The 17,192-nt window shown below is 59.4% G+C and carries 22 protein-coding genes; 5 read left to right on the forward strand and 17 right to left on the reverse strand.

Annotated elements, in window-relative coordinates; translation table 11 throughout:
- Positions 1-618: hypothetical protein (locus EU800_RS23530; RefSeq protein WP_129635939.1), on the reverse strand; the 618-nt coding region annotated here is incomplete at its 3' end.
- 806 nt (positions 619-1,424) lie between these two features.
- Between EU800_RS23530 and EU800_RS23535 the strand changes: the two genes are divergently transcribed.
- Both EU800_RS23535 and EU800_RS23540 read left to right on the forward strand, forming a co-directional pair.
- Positions 1,425-1,862 carry a hypothetical protein gene (locus EU800_RS23535; protein WP_129635940.1) on the forward strand — a complete coding sequence of 146 codons (438 nt, stop codon included), beginning with the start codon at positions 1,425-1,427 and terminating at the stop codon, positions 1,860-1,862.
- The gene (locus EU800_RS23540; protein ID WP_129635941.1) at positions 1,859-2,833 is read left to right on the forward strand and encodes a tyrosine-type recombinase/integrase; all 975 of its coding nucleotides are present in this window, start codon (positions 1,859-1,861) and stop codon (positions 2,831-2,833) included. The genes EU800_RS23535 and EU800_RS23540 overlap by 4 nt, the downstream gene beginning before the upstream one ends.
- 287 nt (positions 2,834-3,120) lie before the next feature.
- Here EU800_RS23540 and EU800_RS23545 read toward each other — a convergent pair whose 3' ends face one another.
- Together EU800_RS23545 and EU800_RS23550 are read right to left on the reverse strand one after the other, a co-directional pair.
- Positions 3,121-3,612, reverse strand: a complete 492-nt coding sequence (locus EU800_RS23545; protein WP_129635942.1) for a hypothetical protein — start codon at positions 3,610-3,612, stop codon at positions 3,121-3,123.
- Positions 3,613-3,614: 2 nt separating this feature from the next.
- Entirely contained in the window at positions 3,615-4,388 is a 774-nt protein-coding gene (locus EU800_RS23550; protein WP_165354819.1) for a replication initiation protein, read from the reverse strand.
- A 481-nt stretch (positions 4,389-4,869) separates the two neighbouring features.
- On the opposite strand from EU800_RS23550, the gene EU800_RS23555 reads away from it, so the two are divergent.
- Positions 4,870-5,808, forward strand: a complete 939-nt coding sequence (locus tag EU800_RS23555) for a hypothetical protein (protein WP_129635944.1) — start codon at positions 4,870-4,872, stop codon at positions 5,806-5,808.
- Between the two features lie 191 nt (positions 5,809-5,999).
- The gene (locus tag EU800_RS23560) at positions 6,000-6,236 is read left to right on the forward strand and encodes a hypothetical protein (RefSeq protein WP_129635945.1); all 237 of its coding nucleotides are present in this window, start codon (positions 6,000-6,002) and stop codon (positions 6,234-6,236) included.
- A gap of 753 nt (positions 6,237-6,989) precedes the next feature.
- Here the strand turns inward: EU800_RS23560 and EU800_RS23565 are convergent.
- From EU800_RS23565 to EU800_RS23585, 5 genes are read right to left on the reverse strand one after another with little or no spacing between them, the layout of a single operon-like run.
- Positions 6,990-7,280 (reverse strand): hypothetical protein, encoded by a 291-nt coding sequence (locus tag EU800_RS23565; protein ID WP_129635946.1) that lies wholly within the window; start codon positions 7,278-7,280, stop codon positions 6,990-6,992.
- On the reverse strand, positions 7,277-7,633 hold the full coding sequence (locus EU800_RS23570) for a hypothetical protein (protein WP_129635947.1): 357 nt from the start codon (positions 7,631-7,633) through the stop codon (positions 7,277-7,279). The genes EU800_RS23565 and EU800_RS23570 overlap by 4 nt, the downstream gene beginning before the upstream one ends.
- Positions 7,634-7,651: 18 nt before the next feature.
- Positions 7,652-7,957, reverse strand: coding sequence for a hypothetical protein (locus EU800_RS23575; protein ID WP_129635948.1), 306 nt, complete (start codon positions 7,955-7,957; stop codon positions 7,652-7,654).
- Positions 7,954-8,592: a ParA family protein gene (locus EU800_RS23580; RefSeq protein ID WP_129635949.1), complete on the reverse strand. Its 639-nt coding sequence runs from the start codon at positions 8,590-8,592 to the stop codon at positions 7,954-7,956. Before EU800_RS23580 ends, EU800_RS23575 begins: the two co-directional genes overlap by 4 nt.
- Positions 8,589-9,173, reverse strand: a complete 585-nt coding sequence (locus EU800_RS23585) for a hypothetical protein (RefSeq protein ID WP_129635950.1) — start codon at positions 9,171-9,173, stop codon at positions 8,589-8,591. The genes EU800_RS23580 and EU800_RS23585 overlap by 4 nt, the downstream gene beginning before the upstream one ends.
- A 128-nt stretch (positions 9,174-9,301) precedes the next feature.
- Between EU800_RS23585 and EU800_RS23590 the strand changes: the two genes are divergently transcribed.
- Positions 9,302-9,538: a hypothetical protein gene (locus tag EU800_RS23590; RefSeq protein ID WP_129635951.1), complete on the forward strand. Its 237-nt coding sequence runs from the start codon at positions 9,302-9,304 to the stop codon at positions 9,536-9,538.
- Positions 9,539-9,635: 97 nt separating this feature from the next.
- Here the strand turns inward: EU800_RS23590 and EU800_RS23595 are convergent, their stop codons facing one another.
- The 9 genes from EU800_RS23595 to EU800_RS27025 all read right to left on the reverse strand — a co-directional run bounded on the left by EU800_RS23595 (position 9,636) and on the right by EU800_RS27025 (position 17,158).
- On the reverse strand, positions 9,636-10,037 hold the full coding sequence (locus tag EU800_RS23595; RefSeq protein WP_129635952.1) for a hypothetical protein: 402 nt from the start codon (positions 10,035-10,037) through the stop codon (positions 9,636-9,638).
- A 51-nt stretch (positions 10,038-10,088) separates the two neighbouring features.
- Positions 10,089-10,514: an HIRAN domain-containing protein gene (locus EU800_RS23600; RefSeq protein ID WP_129635953.1), complete on the reverse strand. Its 426-nt coding sequence runs from the start codon at positions 10,512-10,514 to the stop codon at positions 10,089-10,091.
- Between the two features lies 1 nt (position 10,515).
- A complete protein-coding gene (locus tag EU800_RS23605) occupies positions 10,516-10,878 on the reverse strand; it encodes a DUF4258 domain-containing protein (protein WP_129635954.1) in 363 nt (120 codons plus the stop codon).
- Positions 10,871-12,004 carry a helix-turn-helix transcriptional regulator gene (locus EU800_RS23610; protein ID WP_129635955.1) on the reverse strand — a complete coding sequence of 378 codons (1,134 nt, stop codon included), beginning with the start codon at positions 12,002-12,004 and terminating at the stop codon, positions 10,871-10,873. Before EU800_RS23610 ends, EU800_RS23605 begins: the two co-directional genes overlap by 8 nt.
- Before the next feature lie 171 nt (positions 12,005-12,175).
- Entirely contained in the window at positions 12,176-12,394 is a 219-nt protein-coding gene (locus tag EU800_RS23615; protein WP_242500774.1) for a helix-turn-helix transcriptional regulator, read from the reverse strand.
- A 204-nt stretch (positions 12,395-12,598) separates the two neighbouring features.
- Entirely contained in the window at positions 12,599-12,721 is a 123-nt protein-coding gene (locus tag EU800_RS29000; RefSeq protein WP_256369789.1) for a hypothetical protein, read from the reverse strand.
- 169 nt (positions 12,722-12,890) lie between these two features.
- Complete coding sequence (locus EU800_RS23625) at positions 12,891-13,463, reverse strand: hypothetical protein (RefSeq protein WP_129635956.1); 573 nt, start codon at positions 13,461-13,463, stop codon at positions 12,891-12,893.
- 41 nt (positions 13,464-13,504) lie between these two features.
- Positions 13,505-13,720, reverse strand: a complete 216-nt coding sequence (locus tag EU800_RS23630; protein WP_129635957.1) for a hypothetical protein — start codon at positions 13,718-13,720, stop codon at positions 13,505-13,507.
- A 72-nt stretch (positions 13,721-13,792) separates the two neighbouring features.
- Complete coding sequence (locus EU800_RS27025; RefSeq protein ID WP_207209984.1) at positions 13,793-17,158, reverse strand: hypothetical protein; 3,366 nt, start codon at positions 17,156-17,158, stop codon at positions 13,793-13,795.
- Between the last annotated feature and the right edge of the window lie 34 nt (positions 17,159-17,192).

The following is a 17,192-nucleotide window of genomic DNA, read 5'->3' on the forward strand; positions in this document are numbered from 1 at the left end:
TTCAAGGATCTCTCGGGACCGGGAAACATCGTTGACCAGGAAGAACCCGTGCAAACCGGCGCTGTTGATCTCGGCAGCACCGGGGGCAGACACCCCGTCAGACGATGACGGGCGGATGACGCAGGCTGCACCCTTGGCCTCGGGCCACAGGCGCAGGAACGCCCGCACAGGCCCGCCTAAAGCCTCGACACGCGCCCGCACGTTGCCGGGCATGGTCTTGTCGTCATAGTCCCAAAGCAACCACCCAGGGGCTGCTGGGAAGGTGAAGTTGCGCAGGGATCGTGAGGTGCCTCCGCTTTGGCCTTCTTTTGCAGCGGTCGTAATTTTGGCCCGCTGTCCATGTTCCAGGATGCCAGCCGACACGGCTTGCCGGTGGTTCAGCCCGTCCAACAGGGCATTCAGGTCTGCGGCTGTCGGGGCCGCAACTGTTTTGGCGGTGCCGTCATATAGATCGGCAACGGCCTGTTTCTTGATCTTGCCAGCCTCGACGCTGAACCGCTTGCAGAGCGGCCTGCGGGCTGACGTGAAAAGGGTTAACTGCGCTTGGCCTGTTAGGCTTTCTACACCGCTATCGCTGGGGTATATTCGCCGTGCCGCGCCTCTCGCATCCGATACCATGCGAAGAATGGCATTGAGCGCCGTCGCATCGTCCTTGCGGCGGCGTTCTCAATTCCGGCCCTACGCGACATGTGCCAGTAACCCGAGACGATCGGCTATCACGCCAACGTCCTGCGGGTCGAATGTCCAGCGACCACCTTTGCCACGATGGGCAGGGTAGCGGCGATCCCGCGCAGCCTCGTACAAGGTGCGGTAGGTCGGGGTTTCGTAACCGGCTTCGATCAGGACGCCGGGGAGTTCAGGAAGGGGGAGGCGATGTGCCATTTACTGCTGCCCTCAATGGTTCCGTTTGGATTTCCAGTTGAGACCAGCGGGCCACCGCCAGAGCGCCCTTATCTTTGCGGGATAAGAACGCTGTTGCGTGCGGAATCACAACGTGTGTATCCTCAGCGCAGGAGGTGGCCGCACTGGCCTTCTTTGATACAGATCGAAGCCCCGGCTTCCACCGGGCGCTGACATTCAAGACCCTTTCGCTGCGCCAACAGCGAGGGGTCTTTTCTTTTGCGAATGCCAAAGTCGCGTCGATCATGCGGCGAATGATAAGAGCCGGGCGCGTGCGTGTCTAGCACCGGAAGGCCGGCAAACCACGAATTGCTGTGGGGATCGGCACTTAGGGCGGTTTCAGCCCAACCGGCCCACAACAGGTTGTGGCTTTCGCAGCCGTGTCCGGTTTAACGGCCCTTACCCGTTGCATCAGCTAACGGCCATACGGCAAGCAATCCACAATTGCCAACTATCAATGCGGGACATCCTTGCAATATATCCATAACTCTCATATCCGATAATTACAGTTATCGGAGGTGATGATGCGTTCCTGGGCCACTTCTGCCATTCTTCTGGCTTCGACTTTGGCAAGCCAAGCAGAGCCTGTACGGACGGGGCTCGCTTTTGACGCGGTGGCTTGTGCCCACCTTGCTAGTGTCCTCGAGAAGGACGAGTTGCAGTCACATTGGTTCCGCGTGGGATACGAAATGCTGTCCGAGACGCTTCCCCAAGAAACGTATCCTTTTCCGGTAGGGTCGATGAGCAGAGAGTTCATGATTGGCTACGTCATGGGGCAGCAGTACCAGGCAGCGCGTGCGTTGCTCGAGCTACCGCGCGATCTAGAAGACCAACTTCTCCAAGAAGCCGGGATATCGCCGCGCAGCGCGACGATCCAGCAACGCAGCGAGATCTCAGATGCCTTCAGGGTAGATGAAGCCCGTCACATGCTGTCAGCGCTTGGCTGCGAGGTTGATCAATGACGAACGCCCTGACCTCTGCCACGCAGACTCAGCAACCGGCAGTCACGGTTCCTTCGGATCTCTCTGAACGGTTTGCGACCTATGCAGAGATGTCGCGAGGGGCGTTCTCGAAAAACACGGAACGGGCCATCGCGTCCGATACCAGGATCTTTACGGCATGGTGTGAAAAGCACGGGGCCGTCGCTGTTCCCGCCGATCCGCAGACCCTCGCCGCCTTCGTGCGGGAAATGGGCGAAGTCAGGAAGCCTGCCACCGTCTCTCGCTACGTGTCCTCTATCGACCACATGCACCGCGCCGTCGATCTCACCCCGCCGGGGGCGACCAATGCTGTTCGCCTCGCGCTGCGCCGGCTGCGCCGCGACAAGGGCACTCGTCAGGATCAGGCCAAACCGCTCCGATGGTCCACGATCCAGAAGGCGCTGGATCTCATGGGTGACGATCTCGACAGCCTGCGGGACGCCGCCTTGATTTGCCTCGCCTATGACACCTTCGCCCGTGCGTCTGAATTGGTGGCCTTCCGGCTGCGGGACATTCAGCAGGACGATGACGGCAACAGCTCGGCATTCATCGCCCGCAGCAAGACAGACCAGGAAGGCGAAGGTGATTTCCGTTTTGTAAGCGCTTCGACATATGCCCGGATCATGGCATGGGTTCGCGCCTGGGAAGCTCTCTCGCATGAGCGCATGGGCAAGAATGACCCGCTTTTCCCGCCGCTCGGTTTCAATGCGAAAAACCCGGCCATCGGTACGCGGGACGTGACCGAGATTCTAAAACGCCGCTGCGGTTCCGTTTACAGCGCCCACAGCACCCGCGTCGGAGCTGCTCAGGATGCAATGACGGTCGGGGCCACCACGCCACAGATCCAGCAATCGGGCGGCTGGAAGTCGGAACGCATGGTGCTGCGGTATGGCGGGCAGGTGAAGGTGAAGGAAAGCGCTGCCGCTATGCTCGCCCAAGTGCAGGGGCGCTGACCCCGTGCGGGCGGGCCTCAATCGAGTCCTGTCCGTTCTCATGTTCATTTGGTGCATCTGCTTCATGGGGCTGATTGGCGAAATGAATCTGTTGATAGGGATCAGGGTTCTAACCGGGGAAGGGCTGTGGCTGTTCTATGGTGTCGGCCTTGTGCTGATTGTCCTTTGGAACGTGACCCGCGATCCCTCGCAAGACGACTCGGAATAGATCCATTGCTCAGGGGAAGGCGCGGCCCCGTCATGTTCAATGATGGTATCCGGTGGCGTCCCGTGGCTCACCCGGTTGCCTATCTTTCACGAAAAGTCGGGCTTACGTTTTTTACGGTCCAAACCAAGGTTTCGGGTGGACTGGCAGCAATCCGTTGTTCAGACGCGCCATAAGCTTGCGGGGGCAGAGTCCAGCAAGATCCCCATCCCTCGCCACTGGCTATGATCCGATCAGAGGAGTAACCGAGATAACCGCTGTTATAGAGCGGGTCGCTATACGCTGCGTGATGGCCTTCAACGCCAAATGAGACATCTTCGACGGTGTCGGCAGAGTCGTTCACTATCCCAATGAACAACGGATACTCAGGGCTGCACCTTTCAAGATCATAGGCTACGGATGCTTCCACTTTTGCGGCTTTTTGCTTGGCCAATTGATCTCGAACGTAGAAGAAGCCGGCGACAGATACGCCAATGGTAACCAGCCCCCCGATAAAGATCAGGCTTGGACGCGGAAAGCGAAAAAGCAAGAAAAGCGCGCCAAGGATACCAACTACCCAAGCTAGTTCTTCCATAACTATTCGAACACCTCTGGTGGAAATGCGACCTCGACAGTGCCCGAAATCCGCGCCTTTCGTCCCACCTTCGGGCGCTGCAATTCCTGATACGCGGCCTTACGGCCCTCAATGTCCTTCGCTTCCCAGCCGATCAGTACGCCGGTCACACGCCTGCCCCTCTTCTCGGGTAGAACGCTGACAATCACGTCCGACAGGGCGTTCACCTCGAGGAGCGCCGGCTTGATCGCATACTGGTTGAGGTTGCCGTAGGTCGTCAGCTTGCCTGGTTCCACGCCTAAGAGTTCGCGGAAGTCCTCGAGGCTGAAACGCTCGGTCATCACGTGCTTCAACCTTACCCGGCGGGCGACAGCTTCATAGAGAGCGAGGGCATACTTGCTTGTGAACGACCGCAACACTTCCAGTTCCAGCTTGGCAAAGACGGTGGAGTCCTTAAGGGCCAGGGCCAGCTCAGGCGGGATCGAATACTTCAACGTGCCCCGCCGCCGCTTCGGGTCCGCCAGGTTGTTCCAGCCGAGAAGCTGCACACGGTCTGTCGAGCCGTCAGGGCGCTTTATCGTGACGACGGTGGTCATCAGGGCCTCGATGCTCTGCACGAGCCGATCGTTGCTGTCGTGCGTCTCTCGCAGCTCGGCAACCGGGATCTCGAAGCGCCGGTTCTCCGTGGCCAGATCGGGACCGAAGGCGTGACGCAGGAGGACGTTGAATAGGCGCCTGTCAGCCAGCGTGAGCCGCGCCGCTCCCTTCACCTCGACCAGCTCGGCGGGCTTCACCATCTCGCCTGGATTAGGAACCACGTCGAGCGTTCGCGTAATATTAGTTTTGGGGCGGCTCGGTTCCGACACAGGGGATTCCATTAGCTGGCAGCTCGACCACAGCTAAGAGTAGACTCGCGACGGACGCAAGGTTTTGTGTCCCCAGTCATCAGCGGCCCCAACCGCCCGATTCCTAAGCGTGAACCGCCCGAGAACTAAGGGACAACCGCCCGATTCCTAAGCGACCGTTGCCCGATTCCTAATAGTTCAGACGAATCCTCCTTCAAATTCAGATTGTTGAACGCTCTGAAGAAAGAAGACTCTAGAAGAAAATGAAGAGAACGCCGCAACCGACGCGAGCGTCAAGGGTGCCTAGACCGCAGGTGGATGGAAGTCGAAACTTATGGTGTAGCCCCTACGGCATATGCGTTGCGCACATACACTCACCGGGTCACTATTGGCCCTTGAGGAGCAGTACGCCAAAGCAAGGATGGGAGGCGAAATGAAGAAGATCATGATTGCGGCACTGGCAATCATGCCCCCTGCTCCGGCCCCGGCAGACAGTTTCAAAGGCACAGGCCTCGAAATCGTCGACTATGACACGATTAGAACGCCGGGCGGAGCCATGTTTTCCCTAAGGAACGCGCCCAAGATCACCGATCCCGAAGAACAGGAACTGGCCGAGGACTTCCTTCGCGAACTGCTAGCTGATCGGGAGGTGTCCTGTGAATTCTATCGCGGGTATGGCAGCTGTTACATTCTGCCGGAACGCACTCTGTCCGATTACCTGGCATTGCCGAAAGACAAGCGGATAGCGGCAACCATTGTCATTCCAGGAACCGAACTCGAAGGCCAGTTCGAGGCGTGGTTCCAAGAAAGGGTGAACAAGGCCTATACGGACATCGAAAGAAGGACTTCCGAACTTGACGCGAGGCAGGCCGAAATCGCTGCAGCACGCCCAGATCTTGCGGCACAATATGCTGAACTACAGGCGAAGCAGGCGGAAATCGAGCGCATAAAGCCGGAGCTTGCCGACACCGAGTGGCAAGTCTGTTTTGGGAAGGTGGTCCGGAGCGCGTCTGCTCACCTTGGCTTAGACGTCTTCTCTCTGAAAGACGGTGAATCGCCCATGGTCCAGACAAACATGACGGAAGACGAAACCTACCCAGTCGAGGTGGTGATGGCGAAGAATCGGCCGATGATCTGGCTGAACCATCCGTTCGGAGACGACCTCCTCGAGCTCGATTTCACAAACGGTCGCACCGTAAGCTTCAAATCCAAAGAGTTGAACATCAACTCTGTCTCCGAACGTGGCGATTGGGAGTGGATCGGGCAAGCCGACGAGGACAGGAGTCTCTCCGTGAAAGGCATTCTCTACGATGAGAACGAGGTGCCGAACCTGATGAGGCATTTCGACATCAAGATCGAGTGCATCAACTGATCGAGTCTGGTGATGTCGCGAATGCCGTGGAAATTGCCTGAGGAGCCGACAGCTCGGTCTGGATTTTTATCCGGCGACGGAACTCCAGGGTACGTTCACGTAGAGAAACAGGGGCGCTGATCCGCGTCATTGCCAGCCTGTGCCAGATCCGGGAACGCTACGAGCGTCCTCGTTTGCAAAGGTTCCCGATCATGGATCAAACCTCCTACAGCTACGCTTTCATGCAGTTCGTTCCGCTCTTGTTGATAACAGCAGTTTTTGCCGCCATCGCGTGGCCCATGCATAGGCGCAAGGGTCTATCTGTCGGGTGGTTCCTGTTGTGCCTGATCCCCGGCATTTGGTTCCTTGCCTTGCTCTACATCGCCAGCCGCACGGATAAGGACGTGCTGGATCGTCTCGCCGCTCTGGAAAGTGGCGCAGTCCGGTGAATTGGGCGCGCGGTCTATTCCGCCTGTGGCTTGTGCTGTCGATCTTGTGGGTCGGGGCTTGGTTTCTCGCCATGCGACCCGATCAGGCAGTTTCGGTCTTATCCACCCCTCCTTCGGCTTCTGATCTAGCGACTGCGCAGTTAGCCGTCGCAGTGGAAGGACTCCGAAGGGCCGAAGAAAATGCCAGCGCGCCACCCCCAGACAATCTGAACACGGAGATCGAGAAAAAGCGTCACGCGGCAATAGCAAGCGCCCGCGTTCGGCTGGCAACCAAAGAGTTGGACGAGGCGCGGGCAGAGGCGCAGGAAAGTGCTGAACGCCAACATAGATGGGCGGCCAATGACCTAAAGGCGTTCGCAGCTATCGGCCCTGGTGTCAGCCTCGGGCTGCTGGCCATCGGTGGTGGGCTGTTCTGGGCCTTTCGAGGTTTTCGCCCGTCCTGAAGACAGAGGCTGGATCGCCCACCATCTCATACCGCTACGGTTAGAGATCACTGAGAGTTAGCCACAAGACTCCAGCTGCCACAATGATCGCATAGATGAGCAAGAAGGCGACTACGCGCCCCAGCTTATCCCATAGCGGCCGCCCGCCATCATGCCCCGGCCAAGGCTGTCCGCACTGTGGGCAGGTATGCGCATCAGGGGAAACATCAGCTTTGCAGTAACAGCAGTTCACTGTGCCCGCGCCCACACCGAAAAGATCGTGAGAAGGATAAACGGGTCGCGAGCAGTGATGTTCCACCATGACATGAGACTATTTTACCGTCTCTTTCATGGCGGTTCTTCTTTCATGCTCGATCCGAGCTTTCAGCATATCTGGAAGGTGAGCGGCGATCTCTTCCGGTGTTACAGTGATTGTTGCAGCATATCCTCGTTGTGCGCCGCCAATGTATGCCTTCACAACAAGTCCCCCTCGGTGCCCAACTGAGACTTTATCAAGAAAGCACGTGTCCAGGAATTCACCGTGAGGCTCTCCCGGCATGTAGGAACCTGCTTGGCGAACGACGAGTTCTATACCGTTTTCTGTCCTAAGCCCTCTTTTCATTTGCCTAGTCTCTCCAGCTCGGCTTCCAACACGGCCCGGTGCGATTCCAGAGCTTCACGCACGACAGCAGACGCGGATCGGCGGGCCTCCGGTCCCTGCCATCCTCCGGGCTGTTTCTTCGCCGCCCGCTGCATCTGCCGGATCTTCTTCACGCGGGCGTCGGCCAGGTCGCGCACCAGTTCGATCAGATCGACGGGCAGGTTGAAGGACACCGTTTCAAATTCGGTCTCATCGTCCTGGGCGGGTGCTGCCGGGGCATTCTTCGCCAATTGCTGCGCCACCTTCGCGGCCTCCCCCGCGTCCTTCGGCGCAGGCTTTGCAACATTGGCCTTGAGGCTCTGACGTGCTGCCATGTCGTTGTCTCCCCTTGATCAGTTTCGGGCGGCGCTCGGCTGCGCACACACCTCTCCGGTTTGCTGGAAGTTGGCATCGAAGAACGTGATGCACCGCACCGTGATGAAGACATCTTCGCCTTCATCCGACCCCTCGCCGCTCCAGAATGTCACCACCGCCTGCTGGCCATCCGGCATGGACATTGCCGAAGATCCCTTCATCTCCCAGCCTAGTATTGCCAGCTCGGCTGATGAGATTTCCGGGGACGGAACCCACGTCTGACAAATACCCTGGGAGGGGAATGCCAAGGTGAGGGCCGCAACGATCGATCTGAGGTCTGTCATGCCTTGTCCAATACGCGTTTGATGACGCTCGCCAGCGTCTTGATCTCGGTATGCCCTGATGTGCCTGGGGCGTAGTCCCCGATCCACTGGCCTGCCGTGAAGGCGTCCACGTGGGCGATCCTCTGCGACACCAGCGGGGACACAGGTTCCCCGTAATCGAACAGCACCGCCTCGATCTCGGCCCCAGCCGCCGTGCGCCGATCGACCTTGCTCGGGACCATGAGGGCGCGGGGCTTGCCGTCGCCACGAGCTGCCCGCGCTTCCTCGATCATGGCAATGGTCCGGTTCGTGGCTTTCAGGTCAGCGCCGGAAGGCGTCACCGGAACCGCTGCAAGATCGCATATCGCCAGGGCTGCGGCGGTCGCTGCTCCCAGCATCGGCGGCAGGTCGATCACGACATATCGGGCTTCCACGGCCAGCACCTCGGCAATCCACGCCTCGACATTCTGCCCCGTGAGCGGCGCCGTCAGGACCGGGAAAGGCAGGTTGTCGGCTTCGGCCCAGGCTGTTGCCGTGGCCTGCGGATCTGCGTCTATCAGGGCGCTGTGCGGGGCCAGTGCGCCCGCAACGCTGACTGAGAGGGTAGACTTGCCTACCCCGCCCTTCAGGCTCGAAAAGGCGACGATCCCACTCATTCCCAGTGCTCCGCTATCAGGTGATCGGCTGCGGGCTCTACCCCTTCTCCAGCCAGCAGGGCTGTCAGCAGGGCATGGAAGAACTCGTCTGCCCCCAAGTCCCCCGAAGGCTCTACGAAAGCTGCGGTCGTTTCTGAACTGGCACGATTGATCAGGCCGAGGAGATCACCTGTGCGGTCCAGATGGGCGATGTCGTCATCGGAGTGCGATAGCAGGAATCTCACAGCTTCCGTCCATTCAGCACCCAACCAGGCCAAGGCAATCATCTTCAGAGCGGTGGTCCCGTCCGGTGTGAAGATGAGATCCAAGGGCCCTACGATAGTGGTGCTGAATGGCCAGTCGGGGTTCAGTGTGTAGTATTCCTCGCTGTCGAGAACTGCGGTGACGACATCGCGCCAGGACGCTGATGGATCACCAGCAAAGAGGGTCATGCCGCGCGTCAGTTCTTCGCTGGCGTCTTCAAACGCGGTGACCGTGAGGCGATCAGGAAAAATCGCGATCCTGACGCGCGGTTTGTTATCCCCGAACTCCGGACGCCAAGAATAGCTGGCGTCTATCTGGCAATCATGAAGATCGAACATGCCCATGTATCTGCCCGTTGCCCGCTTCTTGCGGTGTCGTTTCTCTATCCCTAAGCGATCATAGTCGATCAGCGCAACGGGATTGCTGATTGTGGATAAGCAACTTCAGCCGTGGAGGTATCTGATATATGGCCAACCCGGACATTAAGCTGTTGTATAAACAAGTGAATGACATCATCCGCAAGGCACAAGAGGACTATCCTGAAGATCCGATTGCCCCTCAAGAAGTCCGCAAGAACCACGACGAAGCCTTAGCGGCGGTCGGCGGATTGATGATTGTCATCGACGCCGATCATAGGAAGACCTCTCGGATGCTTTGGGGGGTGCTGGCTCTCCTAGTCTTAATTCTCTGGCGCGTCTGGTAGGCGGGCGCATCCTCGCGCGCGTAGGCGGTGTCGAAAATATGGGCCTAGGTGTTGACCAGGAACGATCGCTTGATGAATGAAGCAAAGAGCGGGATTGCTAGCTGTGGATTGATGACAGGCGGTTTCCGGGACGGTCACGATCCCTTAGGGGGCTCTGCAGGCCAAGAACTTGGCCTACGACGCCGACCAACTTGCCCAGTAGGTCGATAAAGTCGGTCTTCGAGCCCTCGCCGCTGATCTCGCCGAACAACCGAAGACTGCTGTCCCGCCTGATCTCGACGTGAGCCTTGATCCCCATCGAATTGAGGGCGGTCCTCATGGCCGAAATCAGCCGGTCCCGATCCGGATAAGCGGGATTGCTTCCACGATCTCCGGCGGTTGCGGTCTTGATTGCGCCGCCATTCTTTCCATAGGTCAGGCGAAGCAAGGTAAAGCCTCCGGCATCTGCCCTGTATTGCGTTCTTGCATGATGAAACTTGCTGGTTCTGAGGATGGGCATGGTTGGACCGTCCTTCGGTTACTTGGGGTTGGGGGTGTTTTCAGGGGAGTGTCACCCGCCAGACAACTCTTCCGGGAGGTGCTCCGAGATGAGCAGCGCCTGTACCGACCAACTCTCCCCGTTGCCGGAGTTCACGGCATAGCAGCGGATGGCATCTCCGGCGTCGATCAGCGGTGCGACCTTCGTGGCCACGTCCCTCGGCAAATGTCCGAGCTGCAATCTCCCGTTCCGCCACCAGACCTCCACCGCATTTCCGTCGTATGGGTTTTCGGGCTGGCGCACCAATTGCAGCCTGTCTCCGCGCTTTGGCCGAATGCGTCCAAGGATGTCATCGACGGCATTGTAGTCGTAGTACTGCAGCCCGGCGATGAAGATACGGGCTTGGGGCAGCTCTGGGTCTTCTCCAAACTCTGCAAGAACGAGAGTTGTCTCTGAGTCACCGACCAGATCGCTGGGATCGATATTGACAGACGCCATGTCAAACCTCCCTTGCCCGGAACCATCCGTGTTCCTTCCGCCTGGAAGATCTGCGTGGACGTCTCCGGGATCGCCTGCCCTCCTCCCGGTCTCGATGAAAGCATGTCACAACGATGCCTCCGGGCGCGATGATGGCCCGGATTCTGGCGGCGGCCTCAAGCGGTCGGCTCTCATGGCCCCTCTTCTTGAGTTCTCGTGCCGTCTTGTCGAGGAGGCGATACTGCTCACACCCTCCGCCAGCATCGGTTCGGGAGCCATACATCAGGAGAATTTCGAGGAACTGTTCCTGGATTCCGCGTTGAGCCATCCGGGTCGTGGCGTGATCGCTGAAAGTGAATGTGTCCAGGGCGAACCGATCACTCATCGTACGCCTCCTCGAACTCCCTCCAGTCCTCGGCGCGGTGGAACTTCAGCTTAATGAAACGCATCAGGATGGTGCTATGTTTGGGCGGGATAATCTTCAGGCCGCCATGCTTTCCTTCCACCTGCTGCCTTTCTACCCGAACCCTTTGTTCTTCGGGTAGAAGCTCCTCATCCAGCTCCGGATCGGACCAGAAGTGTTCCCGGCCGTTGCCGCGGCAGTATTTTTCAACGATCTGATCGAATTCATGCGCCATATCCGGATGGCGATCCTTGTATGAGGCGTGCCATGCTTCGCGCCTCTCCACTGCCTTTCGATCGCTTAGCGCCATCTCGCGGCGCAGAATGGCTATGAATGCCTCGAGCGTCCTGTCCTTGCTCTGCTCATGCTCCTCAAGGCATTTCGACAGGCGAACCTTGCCGTAGATCACGGCTTTGATCAGATCCGTGTCGCCGCCGGTAATGAGGTTGAGGAAATCAACGTCGGGATTGAACCCGGCGGCAGATATGGGCACACCAGGTGCCGGCGTCACAAGGTATTCAGTATCGACCGTATCCTTGAGATTATCACTGAGCCTCAGTACGGCCTCGAAGAACAGGTTGCGTGTAGGGCTTGCGGTATCGGGAGGGGGTAGTCTGCCGAAACACTCTCGGTTTTGGCTGGCCGCCATGTCGATATCAAATCCCTCCGAGATGTCGGGGCCTCGACCATACCAAGGCGTCCCGCCATGCCGTCTAATCTCATTGCCCAAGGCTTCGTCGTCGCTTGGGATCTTGAGCCCGAGTGCGGCCACGATCGAAAATAGAACCGGGCCGGCCTCAATGATATCCCTTTGGGACGTACCATAGCGCCTGTTCAGTATTTCGTATGCATTGTGGGAGGCGTTCGATATCCGGGCATGGATGGGAACATCGCCTTTGCCAACATCTGCGAAATTGGGGTCGAACTCTTGGGGCGTGCAACCCAAGGCGTCGGCGATTTTTTTCAGGTCCTTATCCTTGGGCGGGTTCTTTCCGTTGAGCCATCGGCTCACCGTGCGTTCCGTCCTGTTAGTCTTTTTCGCAAGGAAGGATTGAGTCTTCCCTGCGGCTTTGAGCTTCTCTCGGAGGAGATCTGGTTTGAATGGCATCTACGTGATCCTTGGTTGTCTCACTTAGATTTGCCAGACAAAACCATATATAGATAGATGTCATTTTTTGTCCGAATTTAGGGGATATTAGGCGGTGTAAGGCGAAAGTTGGTGACTGATTAGACAAAAATATAGACATTTATGGCGCTTCGCTCTGAATCAAGACCCCTGCTAACGCAGCTCTTCAGCCAAAGGTTCACCGATTCCCTCCGCCGCCTGAGCCAAACGCGATTGCCCTGAGATCTTGGGCATTGCGCCCACGGTCGATTCCGATCCATCGCGACTTTCCCAATATCCAACGCTCTTTGTGTGCACCCCGGCCCGCTGTGCCAGCTCTGCCTGGGACCACCGAAGCGCTGCCCGTGCTGCTCGTATCTGATCCGGTCGCAATGTCGTTTTCCTTGATCTTGCGCGCCTTTCTATTCAGCGCGATTTCCACCCGACAGCTCCCCTCCCCGACACTTCCATATCGGCAACTATCAAATATGTATCGCCTAACCAGATAATAAATAATCGGCAAACCACAATTGTTGATTATGTTCATCGCGGCCAGCAACTTCCTGCTTGGGCAAACCTCCGGTTCTCTGTCGTTGGTTACGCTCGGCGCACGGTTCCCACTCCAGCGCCTTCAGCCTCGATCCGCGTCTCTATCTCGCGCGCCTCGCGGGTAAGCTCGTTGATGTATTTCCGGACCTCAATCCACTCGCGTGACCTCATGCCGTGCTTCCATGACGGGTGTGACGGCCCTGCCTTGTGTCCGCCCCCTGCCCCGTGCATCCGGCACACCGTCCAGCCGTTGACTGCCGGGGCCTTGCACCTCTCGCCCGTCCGCTTCGAATGTGCCGTGCACCTGGGCGCCTGATTGGCCGCACGCATGGGGTTCCCGTCATCTTTCATCGGTGGCCCTCCCCCTCCCCCCAGTCTCGACATTGCCGACGATAGCCTGCCCGCCATCCGACACCGAAACATGCTGCACCGTGACCGTCTGTTTTCCGCCGCTGCGATGCTTCCTCAGGGCCTCGACCTGGACGGCATATGTTCGGGCCAGCTTGTTGTAAGCCCGCTCGTGCGCTTCGAACTGCGGTAGCTGCTCGGCATTCGCCATGCGCCCGCCCTGCCGGATCATTGCAACATGGGTAGTCGCCATCTGCACTGCTAGCATCCGCTCGATTCCGTCACGCGGGGCGATGTCCCGGACGATTGCCGGGAGGAATCCCCGCATGTCCTTCGTGCCCGGCTGAACCTCCTCAGTCTTCAGGGTCATGTACCCCTGCATGAATAGCCCTTCGTTCACCGCCTCGCTTTCGCTGCCGTAGATCCGTTGCAAGGCGTCGTCGCTGTGCTGGGTCACATTCAGGTTGTCGCCCTCCGTGTTGAAGGAAAACAGGTCATGTTTCGGCTTGTCGGGTCTCTTCGGCTTCGTCTTGTCCGCCGTCTTCTCTGGCACCTTTTCAGTCATTGCTAACCCCTTGTTGCTGAGTATCGATCATATTTTACCCCTCAGAAGATCCAGACCTTGCGGCTGGGGCCACGGGAGCTGTCGACCCGCAGACCCGTGATAGTGGTCTCGCCGTTCTGCTGCCGCCAGTGCAGCACCGCGATCCGGTTGCCCCACCGATCCACGCCATTTTCGACACGCGCGAGCCGGGCGCCGCCGTGGCGCGTCCCAATCCTGGGCGGGCTGTCATAGTCAACCGATGTTGGCCTTTTGCTCATTGCTACTTCTTTATTGCCAATCATGGATTGCGGGCTCATGGTTGCTGATTATCCCAATGCGGCGGCATTCGATCATGTCCCTGTCTGTCGTCGTCGCAGGGGTATGACTTCGGCCGCCTTCGGGATCTCGGGCTTGGGCAGGGGGCGCACATGTTCGGGCTGGATCGGATCGGGCAGGGGAGGCAGGCCGGCGGCAACACGCTGGGCATTCTCGCGGCTAAGCCCGCCGTCATGTTCTGCGATAGCGGCCCGTTCCTCGCGGGCCTCTGCAGCGTCTCTCGCGGCTTCCGCGGCCTCTGCCGTGGCCTGAACGTCCGTCAGGTGTTCCAGCGCCTCGAATGCATCCAGCGGCCCTGTGAGGGCTTCCAACAACTCCCGCGCCTTATCTGGCGGGCCAGCCACCACCGCCGCGCGCTCAGTCCTTCTCTGCCCTTGTTTTACAGGGGTCACGTAGCTGCAAACCGTCAATTCCTTAGCCGGACATTCGGTAAATAGTATTCTCTTATTACCAAATGTCCGGTTAAGCCCTCGGTCGACAAGGTCACGTCTCGCGGTGCGTTCATTGTTCCAGATCGAGGGCAGGAGGGCGGCGCATTCCTGCCCGTTGAGAGGTAAGACGCCGTGAACCTTCAAGGCCCGTTCGACACGCGTTCCGCCTTGCCGGAAGTCCTGCCAGGACATTACGCGATCCACGGTGCAGTCGATCACGACAGGGCTTAGAAGGTAGATCTCCTTGGGTGTCTTGTTGTGGATTAACCGCAGCCGGTCAATCGCCTGCTCGACTTCCTTTTCGCGGATCTGGCGCAGAACACGGTCGACCCACGGGTCGGGGTGGGCTTTCACCTCAAACACATCAGCGGTGCCGTCATAGCCGCGGACACCTCGGGCGCTGTCACTATATCGCCGGGCAGGGGTGAAGGTGTCACCAGCCTTCGCAGCATAGGCACGAGCGATCCGCTCAACGTCCCAGGGCGCGGGCTGTTCTCGCCCGATCACGATACCGGTGCTGTAGTTCTCCCAATCGTTCCGGCCCCGTAGCGCGCCGAAATGCCCGGCCAGTGGGTCATTCTCAAGCCCCAACGCCTTGCGGACTGTCTTGTTCGAGAACACGGCAACATCGGGCAGGCGGGAAATAGCCGCGATCAGGTCGGCCCGCAGGGTTTGTGACTTGCGCCGCCAATCCCCGGTCCAAGGCTTCCCGTTGGCGTCCACGCCCGTGATGTAGGTTTTCGAGAAATCGGCCCCTGTCACCTGGGTAATGCGGGCGTTGCGCTCAACCGGGTGGTGGTAGTGGTCCAGCTCTCCGAAGATCAGCCGGGACATATCCGCGTCGCCGGTTCCGTCCAGGTGAAGGAAGGGCACGCCGTCCACGTGGCGTTGCTCTCTGATCAGCACCGCGCGGACACCTTGCACCAGCTCACGGGAACCACGCCGCACGGGCACGCGACTGGCCACGATCCCGGCAGAGGCTTCGTGCGTCCCGTCGATCTCCTGCAAGAGCGCCTTGAACACGGTGCGGAGCTGGCGCGTCACCTTTGGCACCAGTTTGGCAATCTCACGCTCCAACCGGTCCTCGACATTGAAGGGCTTGCCGCCCAGCTCGGCAAAGGACGCTTCCTGCATCACCTGCCGGACTACCCGGCCCGTGGCCTTGCTCTCGAAGTAGGACAGGCCAGAAATTGCACCTTCGATCATATTGCGATCCACGGGCTGTTGGGCGCGGTGCCGCAGATAGTCCATGATCCTATCGGGGGCGTTCTGCGCCGCATCCCGCAGGGCGATCCGCAACGGGCGGATAAACTGCAACTGCGCCTGCGCCGCGTCGGCTTTTTCGCTGGTCTCGGCAAACCGTCCGACGGCGGCCTCGCCACCTTCGAATGGTAGAGTTTCCGTCAGGGCGTCAAAACTCAGGGTGACGTCTTCTACGCCCATGTCGCGCGGGCGTTCGTCATACACAACAGCATCGGGCCGCACGTTAGCGGGCAGGGGGAATTGTGCATATTCGTGGGGCGCGAAGATCACCAAGCCCGCAGGATCTTCGGCAAGCCTCCGCACGCGGGCTTCCTGTGCTAGATACCCGCAGATTTCTTTGAACGGGCATTGCCCGCACAGGGCAGATTTCACGCTCTCGCCGTTCTCCACGATCCGTCGCGCTATATCCGGTATCCGGCACATTTTCTCGCCCTGGGCGGTCGGATCGGGGGCACCACGGCCACGAATGGCGATATGGGGCGGCGCGTCATCGGGAGCGTTGGCGTGGTATCGACGTGCCGCCTCGCTGGCCATGCCATGATCAGGCAGGAGCATGAGAGGCACCAGCCCGCGCATTTCGTGCAGCACACCGGGCTGGGGTGTGCCGCCGTTCGGCCCGACAAGGGCTGTCGTCTTGCCGACGCCTTGCGCACCCGTGAGCATGAAGCGGGGCAGGGGGGTGGACTTCGTCACGCGGGCAGCGGGCAGGAAGTCCAACCCGAAACGCCGTTGGGCATCCTTGCGGATCTTACGCTGCTGCGCCTTGTGGTCGGTAGCTTCTGTGTCCAGTTCTGCATACCGCTGCCGCACCCAGGCAATGGCCTGCATTGCCGGAATTGCCCTGTAGCCCCACGCTCGGCACGTGGCCTCATGAGCGTCTATCTGTTCTTCACGATCACCGGCGGGGGCTGGGTAGAAAGGGGCGATATCTTCCTTTCGGGGGCGTTCCTTCTGTGGGGCCTCATATCTGGCGAAGGTGTAGCGGGTTCGGACACCATGAGCGTGAGACAGCAGGACCGGCTTGTCACTGGCCTTGCCCGGTCTCGGCTTCAACAGCAGCGTGGCCTTGTCCCTGCCATAGGCCAGACCCTCGACAGGATCAGGAATAGACTGCCGGTCCCACAGGTCGGGGCTATCGAGGATCTCGGCAACCGTCAGGTAAGAGCCATCCTTGAGCTGCAACAAGTGGTCGTCGGCCAGGACGGTGCCCTGCAACATGCGCCGCACATGCTGGCGGGCTTCCTCAAGGGGGCGTCCGGTGCGCTTGGCGTCATCCTGGGCGCGGCCCTCGATATAGGCGGTTTCGGCTTCGGCGGCCTGCGGGCTGATCTCATGGCGTGCGGCCCGCTCGGCTTCCTGCGCCTGGACAGTCTGTACCGGTGTGAGCTGCGGGGCCGTCAGGGCATAGCCTTCCCGCATGACCGGCTTTCGGGCTTGCCGTCTCACCGGAGTTTCGAGGATCGGCGGGGCCTCGAAAATCAGACGCTCGGGCGATCCCACGGAAATATCGACAACAGAGCGGACGAGCTGGGCACCGCTCTTGCTCAATGCGATCCATGCCAGCCCCTCGGTCCAGGCACGGGCTTGCAGGGTTTCAAGGATCTCTCGGGACCGGGAAACATCGTTGACCAGGAAGAACCCGTGCAAACCGGCGCTGTTGATCTCGGCAGCACCGGGGGCAGACACCCCGTCAGACGATGACGGGCGGATGACGCAGGCT

Source organism: Tropicimonas sp. IMCC6043 (genome assembly GCF_004146235.1).
In the GTDB taxonomy this organism is placed as follows: domain Bacteria; phylum Pseudomonadota; class Alphaproteobacteria; order Rhodobacterales; family Rhodobacteraceae; genus Tropicimonas.

Coding starts and splice junctions, on each gene's coding strand:
- EU800_RS23535 (WP_129635940.1), top strand. CDS start 1,425: ATGCGTTCCTGGGCCACTTCTGCCATTCTTCTGGCTTCGACTTTGGCA.
- EU800_RS23540 (WP_129635941.1), top strand. CDS start 1,859: ATGACGAACGCCCTGACCTCTGCCACGCAGACTCAGCAACCGGCAGTC.
- EU800_RS23545 (WP_129635942.1), bottom strand. CDS start 3,612: ATGGAAGAACTAGCTTGGGTAGTTGGTATCCTTGGCGCGCTTTTCTTG.
- EU800_RS23550 (WP_165354819.1), bottom strand. CDS start 4,388: ATGGTGAAGCCCGCCGAGCTGGTCGAGGTGAAGGGAGCGGCGCGGCTC.
- EU800_RS23555 (WP_129635944.1), top strand. CDS start 4,870: ATGAAGAAGATCATGATTGCGGCACTGGCAATCATGCCCCCTGCTCCG.
- EU800_RS23560 (WP_129635945.1), top strand. CDS start 6,000: ATGGATCAAACCTCCTACAGCTACGCTTTCATGCAGTTCGTTCCGCTC.
- EU800_RS23565 (WP_129635946.1), bottom strand. CDS start 7,280: ATGAAAAGAGGGCTTAGGACAGAAAACGGTATAGAACTCGTCGTTCGC.
- EU800_RS23570 (WP_129635947.1), bottom strand. CDS start 7,633: ATGGCAGCACGTCAGAGCCTCAAGGCCAATGTTGCAAAGCCTGCGCCG.
- EU800_RS23575 (WP_129635948.1), bottom strand. CDS start 7,957: ATGACAGACCTCAGATCGATCGTTGCGGCCCTCACCTTGGCATTCCCC.
- EU800_RS23580 (WP_129635949.1), bottom strand. CDS start 8,592: ATGAGTGGGATCGTCGCCTTTTCGAGCCTGAAGGGCGGGGTAGGCAAG.
- EU800_RS23585 (WP_129635950.1), bottom strand. CDS start 9,173: ATGTTCGATCTTCATGATTGCCAGATAGACGCCAGCTATTCTTGGCGT.
- EU800_RS23590 (WP_129635951.1), top strand. CDS start 9,302: ATGGCCAACCCGGACATTAAGCTGTTGTATAAACAAGTGAATGACATC.
- EU800_RS23595 (WP_129635952.1), bottom strand. CDS start 10,037: ATGCCCATCCTCAGAACCAGCAAGTTTCATCATGCAAGAACGCAATAC.
- EU800_RS23600 (WP_129635953.1), bottom strand. CDS start 10,514: ATGGCGTCTGTCAATATCGATCCCAGCGATCTGGTCGGTGACTCAGAG.
- EU800_RS23605 (WP_129635954.1), bottom strand. CDS start 10,878: ATGAGTGATCGGTTCGCCCTGGACACATTCACTTTCAGCGATCACGCC.
- EU800_RS23610 (WP_129635955.1), bottom strand. CDS start 12,004: ATGCCATTCAAACCAGATCTCCTCCGAGAGAAGCTCAAAGCCGCAGGG.
- EU800_RS29000 (WP_256369789.1), bottom strand. CDS start 12,721: ATGAGGTCACGCGAGTGGATTGAGGTCCGGAAATACATCAACGAGCTT.
- EU800_RS23625 (WP_129635956.1), bottom strand. CDS start 13,463: ATGACTGAAAAGGTGCCAGAGAAGACGGCGGACAAGACGAAGCCGAAG.
- EU800_RS23630 (WP_129635957.1), bottom strand. CDS start 13,720: ATGAGCAAAAGGCCAACATCGGTTGACTATGACAGCCCGCCCAGGATT.